13 protein-coding genes and 1 riboswitch are annotated in these 13,207 nt (G+C 71.7%); of the genes, 6 read left to right on the plus strand and 7 right to left on the minus strand.

What is annotated here, in order from left to right:
• Positions 1-27: 27 nt before the first annotated feature.
• Entirely contained in the window at positions 28-1,281 is a 1,254-nt protein-coding gene (locus tag O1G21_RS27565; RefSeq protein ID WP_270147423.1) for a L,D-transpeptidase, read from the plus strand.
• Here O1G21_RS27565 and O1G21_RS27570 read toward each other — a convergent pair.
• The 5 genes from O1G21_RS27570 to ctaE all read right to left on the minus strand — a co-directional run bounded on the left by O1G21_RS27570 (position 1,278) and on the right by ctaE (position 6,101).
• The gene (locus tag O1G21_RS27570) at positions 1,278-1,649 is read right to left on the minus strand and encodes a GntR family transcriptional regulator (RefSeq protein ID WP_270147425.1); all 372 of its coding nucleotides are present in this window, start codon (positions 1,647-1,649) and stop codon (positions 1,278-1,280) included. The genes O1G21_RS27565 and O1G21_RS27570 overlap by 4 nt on opposite strands.
• Before the next feature lie 118 nt (positions 1,650-1,767).
• The gene (gene qcrB / locus O1G21_RS27575; protein WP_270147426.1) at positions 1,768-3,426 is read right to left on the minus strand and encodes a cytochrome bc1 complex cytochrome b subunit; all 1,659 of its coding nucleotides are present in this window, start codon (positions 3,424-3,426) and stop codon (positions 1,768-1,770) included.
• Positions 3,423-4,475, minus strand: coding sequence for a cytochrome bc1 complex Rieske iron-sulfur subunit (qcrA, locus tag O1G21_RS27580; protein WP_270147427.1), 1,053 nt, complete (start codon positions 4,473-4,475; stop codon positions 3,423-3,425). Before qcrA ends, qcrB begins: the two co-directional genes overlap by 4 nt.
• An 8-nt stretch (positions 4,476-4,483) precedes the next feature.
• Positions 4,484-5,293, minus strand: a complete 810-nt coding sequence (qcrC, locus tag O1G21_RS27585; RefSeq protein ID WP_270147428.1) for a cytochrome bc1 complex diheme cytochrome c subunit — start codon at positions 5,291-5,293, stop codon at positions 4,484-4,486.
• A gap of 187 nt (positions 5,294-5,480) precedes the next feature.
• Complete coding sequence (gene ctaE, locus O1G21_RS27590) at positions 5,481-6,101, minus strand: aa3-type cytochrome oxidase subunit III (protein ID WP_270147429.1); 621 nt, start codon at positions 6,099-6,101, stop codon at positions 5,481-5,483.
• A 395-nt stretch (positions 6,102-6,496) separates the two neighbouring features.
• Between ctaE and O1G21_RS27595 the strand changes: the two genes are divergently transcribed.
• The 3 genes from O1G21_RS27595 (at position 6,497) to O1G21_RS27605 (ending at position 9,896) form a co-directional block, all read left to right on the plus strand.
• Positions 6,497-6,922 carry a DNA-binding transcriptional response regulator gene (locus tag O1G21_RS27595; RefSeq protein WP_270147431.1) on the plus strand — a complete coding sequence of 142 codons (426 nt, stop codon included), beginning with the start codon at positions 6,497-6,499 and terminating at the stop codon, positions 6,920-6,922.
• Positions 6,923-7,042: 120 nt separating this feature from the next.
• Positions 7,043-8,119 (plus strand): anthranilate phosphoribosyltransferase, encoded by a 1,077-nt coding sequence (gene trpD / locus O1G21_RS27600; RefSeq protein ID WP_270147432.1) that lies wholly within the window; start codon positions 7,043-7,045, stop codon positions 8,117-8,119.
• A gap of 230 nt (positions 8,120-8,349) precedes the next feature.
• A riboswitch (SAM riboswitch) is annotated at positions 8,350-8,467 on the plus strand.
• A gap of 52 nt (positions 8,468-8,519) precedes the next feature.
• A complete protein-coding gene (locus O1G21_RS27605) occupies positions 8,520-9,896 on the plus strand; it encodes an aminotransferase class V-fold PLP-dependent enzyme (RefSeq protein ID WP_270147434.1) in 1,377 nt (458 codons plus the stop codon).
• Positions 9,897-9,899: 3 nt separating this feature from the next.
• Here the strand turns inward: O1G21_RS27605 and O1G21_RS27610 are convergent, their stop codons facing one another.
• Both O1G21_RS27610 and O1G21_RS27615 read right to left on the minus strand, forming a co-directional pair.
• Positions 9,900-10,181, minus strand: a complete 282-nt coding sequence (locus O1G21_RS27610) for an Lrp/AsnC ligand binding domain-containing protein (protein WP_030240061.1) — start codon at positions 10,179-10,181, stop codon at positions 9,900-9,902.
• A gap of 42 nt (positions 10,182-10,223) precedes the next feature.
• Positions 10,224-11,006, minus strand: coding sequence for a rhomboid family intramembrane serine protease (locus O1G21_RS27615; protein ID WP_270147436.1), 783 nt, complete (start codon positions 11,004-11,006; stop codon positions 10,224-10,226).
• Between the two features lie 201 nt (positions 11,007-11,207).
• On the opposite strand from O1G21_RS27615, the gene O1G21_RS27620 reads away from it, so the two are divergent.
• Both O1G21_RS27620 and O1G21_RS27625 read left to right on the plus strand, forming a co-directional pair.
• A complete protein-coding gene (locus O1G21_RS27620; protein WP_270147438.1) occupies positions 11,208-11,471 on the plus strand; it encodes a hypothetical protein in 264 nt (87 codons plus the stop codon).
• Between the two features lie 73 nt (positions 11,472-11,544).
• Complete coding sequence (locus O1G21_RS27625; protein WP_405000716.1) at positions 11,545-13,158, plus strand: NYN domain-containing protein; 1,614 nt, start codon at positions 11,545-11,547, stop codon at positions 13,156-13,158.
• Positions 13,159-13,207: the final 49 nt, after the last annotated feature.

Below are 13,207 nucleotides of genomic sequence, written 5' to 3' on the forward strand. Positions count from 1 at the left end.
AATCGTGCGAACCCCTCGGAGGCGGTCATGGCCGACAGGCGCGGAATCGCAGGCATCGGCAGCATCTCGCTGGCCCTCGCAGTACTGGCCCCGTTGGCCTCCTGCTCGTCCGGGGACGACGACTCCGGGCCGCACCGGATCGACGCGGCCCCGCTCGTCCACCTCTCGGTCGAGGGCAAGGCCGACCCCTCGAAGCCGGTGACGGTGACCGCGGTGGAGGGCAGCCGGCTCACCGACGTCACCGTGGTGGGCCCGGACGGCCGGGTGGTGGCCGGCAAGCTCGCCGACGACCAGCGCAGCTGGCAGACCACCGGGCGGCTGAAGGCCGGCACCGCGTACTCGGTCCGGATCTCCGCCGACGACGGGAAGAACGGCCGCGGCGACACCACCGAGAACTTCAGCACCCTGGCCGCCCAGCGCCTGCTCACCGCCAAGCTCGGCCCGGACTCCTCCGGCAGCGGCATCTACGGGGTGGGCCAGCCGCTCACCGTCCAGCTCTCCGAGGCGGTGAAGGACCCGCAGGCCCGTCAGGAGGTCGAGCGGGCCCTGACCGTGACCTCCCAGCCCGCCGTCACCGGCGCCTGGTACTGGGTGGACGACAAGAACCTGCACTTCCGCCCGCAGGACTACTGGCCGGCCGGCACGACGGTGTCGCTGGCCTTCGACGACACCGGCAGCCGGATCGCGGAGGGCCTCTACGGCGGCGACCGCAGCTCGCTGCGGCTGCGGATCGGGGCGCGGGTGGAGACCTTGATCGACGCGGCCGCCCACCAGCTCACCCTCAAGCGCGACGGCCAGGTGCTCCGGACCATCCCGGTGACCACCGGCAGGCCCGGCTTCGACACCCGCAACGGCATCAAGGTGGTGCTCGGCCAGGAGCGCTCGGTCCGGATGAACGGCGAGACGATCGGCATCGCCGCCGGCACCTCGGATTCCTACGACCTGAACGTCGAGTGGGCCACCCGGGTGACCTGGAGCGGCGAGTACGTCCACGCGGCGCCCTGGTCGGTCGACTCCCAGGGCGTGGACAACGTCAGCCACGGCTGCACCGGCATGAGCACCGACAACGCCAAGTGGTTCTACGACAACACCCGGGTGGGGGACCTGGTGACGGTGGTGAACAGTCACGGCGCCCGTATGGAGCCCTTCGGCAACGGCTTCGGGGACTGGAACGTCTCCTGGACGGACTGGGTCAAGCACAGCGCCCTCGGACAGCCCCTCAGCACCACCGTCCCGGCCGGCCAGGCCCCGGCAGCCGGGATGATGCGCCCGGAGGTCTAGGCCTCCGGGTAGGCCACGCCCAGCGCGGTGAGCACGGCGGCCAGGGCGTCCGGGTGGGACAGGCCCAGTCGACGCGCGCGTTCGGCGTACTCGGCGGCGGCCTCGGCGGCCAGCCGGTGGGCGGCGTCCCCGGTGGCGGCGATCAGGGTGCCGCGCCGGCCGTGGGTCTCCACCACGCCGTCCGCCTCCAGCTCCCGGTAGGCCCGGGCGACCGTCCCGGCGGCCAGCCCCAGCTCCTCGGCCAGGGCCCGTACGGTGGGCAGCCGCAGCCCGGTCGGCAGCGCTCCGGAGCGGGCCTGCTCGGCGATCTGGGCGCGGATCTGCTCGTACGGGGGAGTGGTGGCGGCGGGGTCGACGGACAGCTGCACGGATGGCTCCTGGAAGCGGTGCGGGTGCGGGGCTGGCAGATGGGTAAAGCCCGAGGGCCGCCGACCAGATGAACTCTGGTCAGCGGCCCTCGGGGTGACGCGGGGGGTGCGTACGGGATCAGTGGTGGCCGTGGCCGCTGGTGATCTCGTGGTGCTCCTCGGCGGTGGGCTTGGGGATCTGGCTGCCCTCGCCGTAGAAGCCGCGGGAGAGCTTGGCCCGGGTGCGGGTGAGGGCGCCGGCCTTGCGGGCCACGCCGTTCTCGTCCGTCTGGGCCGGCAGCTCGATCGGCTGGTTCTGCTCGTGCGCCGTGAGCGTGTGCAGGTCCTTCTGCGGCAGCTGGGCGTGCACCTCGATGAACTCACCGTGCGGCAGGCGCTTGATGACACCGGTCTCGCGGCCGTGCAGCACCTTCTCCTTGTCACGACGCTGCAGGCCGAGGCACCAGCGCTTGGTGACGATGAAGGTGATGACCGGCACCACGAAGAAGCCGGCACGCACGAAGTACGTGATCGAGTTCAGCGACATGTGGAAGTGCGTGGCGAACAGGTCGTTGCCACCACCGATCAGCAGCACCAGGTACAGGCTGATCCAGGCCGCGCCAAGCGCGGTGCGGACCGGGGCGTTGCGCGGGCGGTCCAGGATGTGGTGCTCGCGCTTGTCGCCGGTGATCCAGCCCTCGATGAACGGGTAGACCGCGATGGCGACCAGGACCAGCGGGAAGATCATCAGCGGGACGAAGACACCCAGGTTCAGGGTGTGGCCCCACAGGCTGATCTCCCAGCCCGGCATGACGCGGATCAGGCCCTCGGAGAAGCCCATGTACCAGTCGGGCTGGGCGTCGGTCGACACCTGGTCCGGACGGTACGGGCCGTACGCCCAGATCGGGTTGATCGAGGCGATCGCCGAGATGACGGCGATGAGGCCGAAGACCAGGAAGAAGAAGCCACCGGCCTTGGCCATGTAGACCGGCATCAGCGGCATGCCGACGACGTTCTTCTCGGTCTTGCCCGGGCCCGCCCACTGGGTGTGCTTGTGGTAGAAGACCAGGATCAGGTGCGCCACCAGCAGGCCGAGCATGATGCCCGGGATCAGCAGCACGTGGATGGTGAAGAAGCGCGGGATGATGTCGTGGCCGGGGAACTCGCCCCCGTACAGGAACATCTGGATGTAGGTGCCCACCAGCGGGACGGCGAGGATCGCGCCTTCCATGAAGCGGATACCGGTACCCGACAGCAGGTCGTCCGGCAGCGAGTAGCCGAAGAAGCCGTCGAACATGCCCAGGACCAGCAGCAGGAAGCCGAAGACCCAGTTGATCTCGCGCGGCTTGCGGAACGCGCCGGTGAAGAAGACGCGCATCATGTGCACGAGCATCGCGGCCACGAAGACCAGGGCGGCCCAGTGGTGGATCTGGCGGATCAGCAGACCGCCGCGGACCTCGAAGCTGATGTCCAGCGTCGACGCGTACGCCTCGGACATGCCGATGCCCTTGAGCGGGACGTACGAGCCGTTGTAGATGACCTCGCCCATGGAGGGCTTGAAGAACAGCGTCAGGTAGACGCCGGTCAGGATGATGATGATGAACGTGTAGAGGCAGATCTCGCCCAGCATGAAGGACCAGTGGTCCGGGAAGATCTTCCGCAGGTTGGCCTTGGCGAGGGAGTAGATCCCCAGCCGGCCGTCCGTCCAGTCAGCCGCGGCCTCCCACTTGTTGGCGGGGTTGGCACGCGTGCTGGAGGGCTTGGCGGCACCGGTCGTGGTGCTGCTCGCGCTACTCATCGAGCACGCTCCCAGAAGCTCGGGCCGACAGGCTTCTCGAAGTCGCCGGTGGCGACCAGGTTGCCCTTGTCGTCAGTGGTGATCTTCAGCTGCGGCAGCGGGTGGCCGGCCGGGCCGAAGATGACGCGCGCGCCGTCCGCCAGGTCGAAGGTCGACTGGTGGCAGGGGCAGAGCGCGTGGTGGGTCTGCTGCTCGTACAGGCTGATCGGGCAGCCGACGTGGGTGCAGATCTTGGAGTAGGCGAGGATGCCCTCGAAGCCGAGGTCCCTGGACTTGTCGTCCTTGATGTCCTCCGGCGCGATGCGCACCAGCATCAGGGCGTCCTTGGCGATGCGCTGCTGGAAGTCCTCGTCGTGGGTGGTCAGACCCTCCGGCATGGCGAAGGTCAGCGAGCCGACCACGAGGTCCTCGGGCTTCATCGGCTGCATGGTGCTCATGTTGACGAGCGCCAGCGGCTTGGCCGGGGTGGCCTCGCGCCAGCCCGTCTCCTGGAGCTTCTTCTCCGGCAGCGGGCCCAGGTCGCGGAGCAGGACCACGCCGGAGAGCGGGACCAGCGCCATCGACCCGATGAGGGTGTTGCGGATCATCTTGCGGCGACCGAAGCCGGACTCGGCGGCACCGGTCTTGAACTGCTCGATGACGTCGTTGCGGACCTCGTCGGAGGCCTCGATCGGGTGACGCTCGGACGGCATCTCGACGTCCGACATCAGGGTGCGGGCCCAGTGGACCGCGCCCGCGCCGATCAGGAACAGCGCGACGCCCAGGGTCAGGCCGAGCGCGAAGTTCAGCGCGCTGACGTGACCGAGCGGGAAGATGTAGACGATCTTGTCCGGGTCGATGGCCACGTACGAGGCGATGAAGCCCACGGTGGCGAGCATCGAGATCACGAACATCAGCGAGACCTGGCGCTCGGCGCGCTTGGCGGCCCGCTCGTCGATGTCGGTGCGTCGGGGCTCGTGGGCCGGCAGGCCCGGGTCGGCGAACGGGTTGCCGTGGTCGGCCACCTCGCCGGCGGAGCCGTGCGGCTCCGGGAGCTTCTCTTCTGACATGTCGTGGCTCATGACTTCTTGGCCTTGGTGGTGTGGGCGGCGACCCAGATCGCGACCGCGATGAGCGTGCCGAGGCCGAAGATCCAGCCGAACAGACCCTCGGTCACCGGACCGAGGCTGCCCAGGGTGAGACCGCCGGGGTTGGGCTCATCGTTGGTGGTGTGGCGGACGAAGGCCACGATCTGCTTCTTCTGCTCCTCGGGCATGGTGCTGTCCGGGAACGACGGCATGTTCTGCGGGCCGGTCTGCATGGCCTCGTAGATGTGCTTGGCGTCCACGCCCTCCAGCGACGGGGCGTACTTGCCCTTGGTCAGGGCACCGCCCTGGCCCGCGAAGTTGTGGCACTGGGCGCAGTTGGTGCGGAACAGCTCGCCACCCTTGGAGATGTCATCGGGGTTGGTCGAGGTGTACTGCTCCGGCTTCGGGGCGATCGGGCCGGGGCCGAGCGACTCGATGTACGCGGCGAGCTGGTCGATCTCGCCCTGGGTGTAGATCTTCGGCTTGCGCGGCACCTGGGCGCCGGGCTGCTGGGCCGGCATGCGGCCGGTGCCGACCTGGAAGTCGACGGCAGCGGAGCCCACGCCGACCAGGCTCGGACCCTCGCTGCTGCCCTGGCCGTTGATGCCGTGGCAGGAGGAGCAGCCCACGGCGAAGAGCCTCTTGCCCTCATCGATCGCGAGCGACTGCGCGGCGACGTCGGCCTGCGCCTTGTCGGCGGGCGCGAACGCGGCGTACAGCCCCCCGGTTGCCGCCAGGGCGAGAAGTAGGACGACCAGCGCCGCCAATGGGTGGCGCCGTCGTGCGGAGAGCTTTTTCACGGAATAACCCCGGTGTCAGGATCTGGTCGACTGGTGGGTGCACCCGGCGGCCGGTCTGGCCGGCACGAGGCTGCCTGTCCAAGGCTGCGCGCGCGGTCGGTCGGTGGGAGCGTCGGCACCGGCAGAAGCGGCCCGTCGCCGGTGAGGGCGGGGGCCGCAGCCGGTGGCCAGCGACCTGATCAGCTGGTTACTTGATCAGGTAGATGGTCGCGAACAGGCCGATCCACACGACGTCGACGAAGTGCCAGTAGTAGGACACGACGATCGCGGCGGTGGCCTGCTCGTGCGTGAAGCGCTTGGCTGCGTACGTCCGTCCCAGGACCAGCAGGAAGGCGATCAGACCACCCGTCACGTGCAGACCGTGGAAGCCGGTGGTCAGGTAGAACACCGTGCCGTACGGGTCGGAGGACAGCGAGAGGCCGTCGTTCTTGACCAGCTCGGTGTACTCGTAGACCTGGCCGCCGATGAAGATCGCGCCCATGAAGAACGTGAGGATGAACCACCCGCGGAGCTTCTTCACGTCACCGCGCTCGGCGGCGAACACGCCGAGCTGGCAGGTGAGCGAGGAGAGCACCAGGATGGTGGTGTTGACCGAGGAGAACGTCACGTTGAGGGCGTGCGCCTTCTCGGTCCAGAACGCCGCTCCCTTGACGGAGCGGAGCGTGAAGTACATCGCGAAGAGGGCCGCGAAGAACATCAGCTCGGAACTGAGCCAGACGATCGTTCCGACGCTGACCATGTTCGGTCGATTGACCGATCCGTGCGCGTGCCCGGTTTCTGTTGCTGTTGCTGTCGCCACGACGGACATTATGTCGGTCCCTTATTCCGTCTTCACGTCGGGGGGTGTCCCTCGGAGTGTCCGGTGCGTGCGGTATGCCCGCTTGGCGGGCGACGGGGTGTCCGCACGGGGGCTGAGCAGCGGCGTGTCCCTTTTCTGACGGTTCCTCGGGCGGGGTGCTACCCCCTTGCCCGGCGCGTCGCCGCACGGACGGGGCGGCGTCGGGTTGTAGGGGAGAGGACGCCGCATCGGCCGTACGGGTGGACCGGGAGGGTCCGGGTGACGGGGCGTCCTCCGGGTGGGTGAGCCGCGGGCGCGGCGGCTTGAGGAGGAACGTGCGCGAGGGGGACCGGCGACGGGGGAAACGGGAGTAGCATCCGGATCAGGTGAACGTGGTCCGGATCACACTTGAGGGAGCAGGGTCCATGGCGTACACGACCGACGAGTCGCTCACCGTCCTCGTCTACAGCGACGACCGCAACACCCGCGAGCAGGTGCTGACGGCACTCGGCCGTCGGCCTGCCGAGGATCTTCCGGAGCTGTCCTACCTCGAGTGCGCGACCACCCCTGCGGTGATCAAGGCGCTGGAGAAGGGCGGCATCGACCTCTGCGTGCTGGACGGCGAGGCGGTCCCGGCCGGCGGGCTCGGCCTCGGGCGCCAGCTCAAGGACGAGATCTACGGCTGCCCGCCGGTGCTGGTGCTGATCGGCCGGCCGCAGGACTCCTGGCTCGCCGCCTGGAGCCGGGCCGATGCCGCGATCTCCCACCCGGTGGACCCGGTGGCGCTGGCCGGGGCGGTCGCCACCCTGCTGCGGGCACGGCTGGCCAAGCGGGCCCCGGTCGCACGCTGAGCGAGGGCGTCTCAGTACTAGAGAAGGCAGGGGCCCGGGCGCCCCGCCGCTCGATAGGCTGGCTCCATCCGTACGGACGTCCCCCCGCAGCGGGGGAACCGACAACAGCTGGAGTCAGCCATGGTGAACGTGAACCCTGCGAACGGTGGTACCGACCCCGCGCAGGTGGTCCGCACCTGGCCGGACCTCCTGGCGGCACTGTTGAAGGGGGAGGACCTCGACCGCTCCTCCACCGCGTGGGCGATGGACCGGATCATGAGCGGCGAGGCGTCCCCCGTCCAGGTGGCCGGGTTCATGGTGGCGCTGCGGGCCAAGGGCGAGACGGTGGACGAGATCGCCGGTCTGGTCGACGCGATGTACCAGCACGCCGAGCCGCTGGACATCCCCGGCCCGGCGGTCGACATCGTCGGCACCGGCGGCGACCGGGCGAAGACCGTCAACATCTCCACCATGTCGGCGATCGTCGCGGCGGCCGCCGGGGCCAAGGTGGTCAAGCACGGCAACCGGGCCGCCTCCTCCTCCAGCGGCTCCTCGGACGTGCTGGAGAAGCTCGGGGTGGCGCTGGACCTGTCGGCCCGGCGGGTGGCCGAGGTCGCCGAGGAGGTCGGACTCACCTTCTGCTTCGCGGCGAGGTTCCACCCCTCGATGCGGCACGCCGCCACCGCCCGGCGCGACCTCGGGGTGCCGACCGCCTTCAACATCCTCGGCCCGCTGACCAACCCGGCGAAGGTCACCGCGCACGCGATCGGCTGCTTCGACACCCGGCTCGCCGGACTGATCGCGGGGGTGCTCGCCCGGCGCGGGGCGACGGCGCTGGTGTTCCGCGGCGACGACGGGCTGGACGAACTGACCATCACCACCACCTCGCGGGTGTGGGTGGTGCGCGACGGGGCGGTCACCGAGACCACCTTCGATCCGCGGGACGTCGGCATCGAGCTGGTCGGCATCGAGGCGCTGCGCGGGGCCGACGCCGCGTACAACGCCGAGGTCGCGCGCCGGCTGCTGGCCGGGGAGCGCGGGCCGGTGCGGGACGCCGTCCTGCTGAACACGGCGTCGGCGCTGGTCGCGCTGGACCTCGGCGACGCGCCGCTGACGGAGCAGCTCGCGGCGGGCATGGCCCGGGCGGCCGAGGCGATCGACTCGGGCGCCGCGCAGGACCTGCTGCGGCGCTGGTCGGAGGCCACCAGCCGGATCTGAGACGGCAGTTGAGGGCCCGTGGCGATTGCTCGGTGCGGGCCCTTTGCGTGCCTCGAGCCGAAGGGGCGCGCCGGTGCCGAGAGTTGAGGAGTGACAAGCGAGGTACGAGCGCCGGAGCGACGAGCGTCGGCGCCGGGTTCGAGCGCCCCGGAGGCGAGCGGGCGAGAACACTGTCCGGATGGTGGATGCCCGTTTGACCCTCCGACGTACCCGACCTAGAGTCTGGGCCAGGTCATGAGTGACAGCGCCAAGCCCCAGCTGGCTGTCCGGCAACCCTCCGTCCGTGGCGGGGTGCCCTGGGTGAGGACCGGGTCGCCGGGCAGGCCGTCCGCGCGACAAGCGCGGACGCCGGACGACCAGCACTCCCGGGGTCCCTCACCCCTCGAAGGAGTGCATCCTCATGTCCCTCTCCACCGAAGTCTTCGCCCCGCTCGCCGTCCTCGGCCACGACGTCCAGGTGCCGCTCGCCAGCGGCGAGAAGGTCGGCTACGCGGCGCTCGACTACGCGGCCAGCGCGCCGGCGCTCCAGCGGGTCTGGGACGACGTCGCCGCCTACGCCCCGTACTACGGCAGCGTGCACCGCGGTGCCGGGTACCTGTCGCAGCTGTCCACCGACCTGTTCGAGCAGAGCCGCCGTACCGTCGCCGAGTTCCTCGACCTGCGCGAGGGCGACCAGGTGGTCTTCACCCGCGCCACCACCGACTCGCTCAACCTGCTGGCCGCCGCCGTGCCGGCCGGCACCCGGGTGTTCGCCTTCGAGACCGAGCACCACGCCTCGCTGCTGCCCTGGGCGCACGCCGGGCTGGAGGTCAGCTACCTGCGGGCGCCGCGCTCGCGGGCCGAGGCGGTGGCCGCGCTGGAGGCGGCGCTCGCCGGGGCGCCCGAGGGGCCGAAGCTGCTGTGCGTCACCGGTGCCTCCAACGTGACCGGCGAGCTGTGGCCGGTCGCCGAGCTGACCGCGAGCGCGCACCGGCACGGCGCCCGGGTGGTGCTGGACGCCGCCCAGCTGGCCCCGCACCACCGGGTTTCGGTGCGCGAGCTGGACGTCGACTGGATCGCCTTCTCCGGTCACAAGCTGTACGCGCCGTTCGGCGCCGGGGTGCTCGCCGGGCGGGCGGACTGGCTGGACGCGGCCGAGCCGTACCTGGCCGGCGGCGGGGCGACCCGGACGGTCGCCCGGGAGCTGGACGGCTCGGTGGCGGTGCAGTGGCACACCGGTCCGGCCCGGCACGAGGCCGGTTCGCCGAACGTCATCGGCGCCTACGCGATCGCCTCGGCCTGCCGGGCGCTGACCGAGGCCGGCTTCGACGCGTTGGAGGCCCGGGAGCGGCAGCTGGTCGAGCGGCTGACGGCGGGGCTGGCGGAGATTCCGCAGGTCAAGGTGCTGAACCTGTTCGGCGAGGGCTCCGCCCGGGTGGGCGTGCTGTCCTTCGTGGTCCGGGACTGGAACAGCTCGCACTTCTCGGCCGCGCTGTCCGCCGAGTACGGCATCGGGGTGCGCGACGGGCTGTTCTGCGCCCACCCGCTGGTGCGGACCCTGCTCGGTGAGGAGTCCGGCGTGGCTCCCGGTCCAGTCTCTGTGTGCGGGGCGCCCGAGCCCTCGCTGCCGGGGGAGCGCAGCCTGAACGCGATCCGGGTGAGCTTCGGGGCCGGCACGCCGGACGAGCACATCGAGCGCTTCCTGACCGCCGTGCGCGAGCTGGTCACCGACGGCGCGGCGTGGAACTACCGCAACGAGGGCGGCCGTTGCGTCGCCGACAGCCGCCGTGACGGCTGACGGTCACTCGTCCAGGCCGAGGGCGAACGCCGCTTCCAGGTCGTGCTGGGAGTAGGTGCGGAAGGCGATCTGGGTCTCGGTGTGGGCCACGCCCGGGACCTTGTTGAGCCGGCCCGGGATGACCTCGGCCAGGTCGTCGTGGCGGCGCACCCGGACCATCGCGACCAGGTCGTAGCCGCCCGTCACCGAGTAGACCTCGCTGACGCCCTCGATGGCGGCGATGGCCTCGGCGATCTCCGGGATGCGGTCGACACTGGTCTTGATCAGGACGATGGCGGTGATCACGTTCTCGGGCTCCTTCGTGGGGTGCGGCCAGCGTATCGGGCCTCAGCGGGGGCGTCTCGGGGGGTGCCCGACCATGGTGCAGGCGTACAGGAAGCCGGCCGAGAAGCCGATCACGTGCACCAGGTAGGCCACCCCGGGCCCGGCCGAGTGCACCGACCACCACTGCAGGGCGAACCAGAGGCCGAGCACCAGCCAGGCCGGGAAGCGCAGTGGGAGGAAGAGGAGCAGCGGGACCAGGGTGGTCACCCGGGCCTTCGGGTGGAAGCGCAGGTAGGCGCCGAGCACGCCGGAGATCGCGCCCGAGGCGCCGATCAGGACCCGGGTGAAGCCGGGGGAGTGCGCCTCGGCGAGGGCGAAGCCGTACGAGGCGAGGCTGCCGGCGGCCAGGTAGAAGAGGAGGTACCTGGCCCGGCCGAGCCGCCGCTCGACGGTGGGGCCGAAGACGTGGAGGAAGAGCAGGTTGCCCAGCAGGTGCAGCCAGCCGGCGTGCAGGAAGAGCCCGGTGAGGGCGGAGACCGCCGGGTGCTTGCCCGGGGTGGGGGCGGCGGGGCAGCCGGGGACCGGGTCGGGGCCGTCGGCCAGCTGCTCGGCGGTGAGCGGGTGGCCGGTCAGCAGCTCGGCGGGCACGGCGCCCCAGCGCTGCTCGTACCGCTGTTCGGCGCAGATCCGGGCCTGGCCGGTGCCGTACAGCGGGTTGAGGCCGGCGGCCGGGCCGAGCAGGAAGACCAGGGTGTTGAGCGCGATCAGGGCGTAGGTGACCGCCGGGGCGGGCACCGCCGGGCGGCCGTCCCGCGCGTCGGTGTGGTCGGGGGCCACGAGCGCCATGCGGCCAAGCATCCCTCCGTGCGCGGCAGGTGACACGGCGGTTTACGGCAGGTGGACCAGTCCTCCGGTTCCGGCAACCGGTGGTCGGGGCGGTTGCCCCAGGCAATAGGCTTGGGGCGGGCAATCCCGCCTCCCGCCGCCGACGCCGGGGCTCCGGGGGGAGCGCCTAGCCCACCCAGGGACCAGCCGAGAGGATCCCCGATGACCGTCCCCGCACTGACCGCCGAGACGCGCTGGCGCTGCACGCTGTGCGGCAACCTCACCCGCTTCGACGTGACCCGCACCGCGCGGGTGACCGAGTTCCTGCACTTCGACCTGGCCGGCGAGTCCAAGGTCGAGGAGACCGAGGTGCTCAGCGAGACGATCGAGTCGGTGCGCTGCCGCTGGTGCAACGCGGTGGACCAGGTCGAGCTGGTGGCCCGCCCGGGCGCCGAGGGTGCGGAAGCCCCCGCCGAGCAGGGCTGACCCGTCGGTGCGGTGGGCGGTGCGCGACGCGGCCGTCCACCGCACGGGACAATACAGATAAGGCGCACGGAGCGTGACGACAGGGGCGGCCGCGGGCCGCACCCGCTGGACCAGGATCGGAGCCGAGGACGTGGTGGACGCAGCGAGGGAGCCCGGCGAAGCGCAGGGGCTTCAGCCCGCTGCGCAGGCACCGGAGCCGGCCGCCGGGACGGTCCCGTCCGAGAACGCTCCGTCGGAGGGCGGCGCGGCAGGGGCCGCTGCGTCCGGTGCCGATGACTCGGGCGCTGCTGACGCGGCCGGCGTCGAGCCGGGTGCCGCTGAGTCCGGTGCCGGTGGGTCCGGTGCCGCTGCTCCGGGTGCCGTCGCGGAGCGCGCGGCCGAGAAGCTGGACCGGCCGTTGCCGGAGGGCGTGCGCCGGCGCGTGGTCGGGCTGGCCTCGGACGCGCTGGGCGGGCTGCCGCCCGCGGAGCTGCCGCAGGGCCTGCGTCAGTACGTCAAGTTCACCCCGGCGCGGCGGGCCAAGTACGCGGCCACCGCGCTGGCGGCGGCGCTGGAGTCCGAGCCGGCGTTCCGGGTGCGGATAGCGGAGCGGCTGCGGCTGGGCCAGCCGGACCTGGTGAAGGCGCTGGAGTCGGGCACCGTCCCCGGCGCCGCCGATCCGATGGACGTCGCGGCCGCCGCCTACCTGGTGCGGTCGGCGGGCTGGAGCCGGCTGGTCACCGAGGCCGGCGAGGAGGCCGAGCGGGTCGGCGCCGAGGACGCCGTGGCGGAGGCCACCCGACTGGTGGAGAAGCTGCAGGCCGAGCTGGCCGAGGTACGGGCCGCCGCGCGCGCGGACCTGGACCGCCAGCGGGCGGAGTTCGAGGGCGTCCGGCGGGAGGCCGAGTCGCTGCGCAAGAAGGTGCGGTCGCTGGAGAGCGACACCCGGCGGGCACAGGCCGAGACCCGGCGGGTGACCGGGGAGCTGGAGGCCGCGAAGGCGCAGGCCGCGGGTGAGCGCAGCGCGGCGGAGAGCGAGGCGCGGCGGCTGCGGCACCGGGTGTCCGAGCTGGAGACCGTGGTCGAGCAGGGCCGTCGGTCGGCCCGGGAGGGGCGCAGCGTCGAGGACATGCGGCTGCGGCTGCTGCTGGACACGGTGCTGCAGTCGGCGCAGGGCCTGCAGCGCGAGCTGGCGCTGCCGGTCTCCCAGATCCGCCCGGCGGACCTGGTGGAGGCGGTGGTGCCGGGGGCGGCCTCGCCGCACGACGTGGCCCGGCGCGGCCTGGCCGAGGACGATCCGGCGCTGCTGGACCAGTTGCTGGCGATCCCGCAGGTGCACCTGGTGGTGGACGGCTACAACGTGACCAAGACCGGGTACCCGACGCTGCCGCTGGAGCAGCAGCGGATCCGGCTGCTGGGCGGGCTGGCGATGTTGGCCCAGCGCACCCAGGCGGAGGTCACCTGTGTGTTCGACGGGCAGGACCTGGACGTACCGGTCATCATGGCGCCGCCGCGCGGGGTGCGGGTACGGTTCAGCCGGACCGGGGAGACCGCGGACGAGTTGATCCGCCGTCTGGTCCGGGCCGAGCCGCAGGGCCGTCCGGTGGTGGTGGTGTCCACCGACCGGGAGGTCGCGGAGGGCGTGCGGAAGGCGGGCGCGCGCCCGGTGGCCTCGGTGCTGCTGCTGAACCGGCTGGCCCGGCCCTGACCCGGCCCGGTCGGATGATCCCTGGTCAGTGACCGTTTTGCGGTGGTGT

It is taken from the genome of Kitasatospora cathayae (assembly GCF_027627435.1).
Classification (GTDB): Bacteria; Actinomycetota; Actinomycetes; order Streptomycetales; family Streptomycetaceae; genus Kitasatospora; species Kitasatospora cathayae.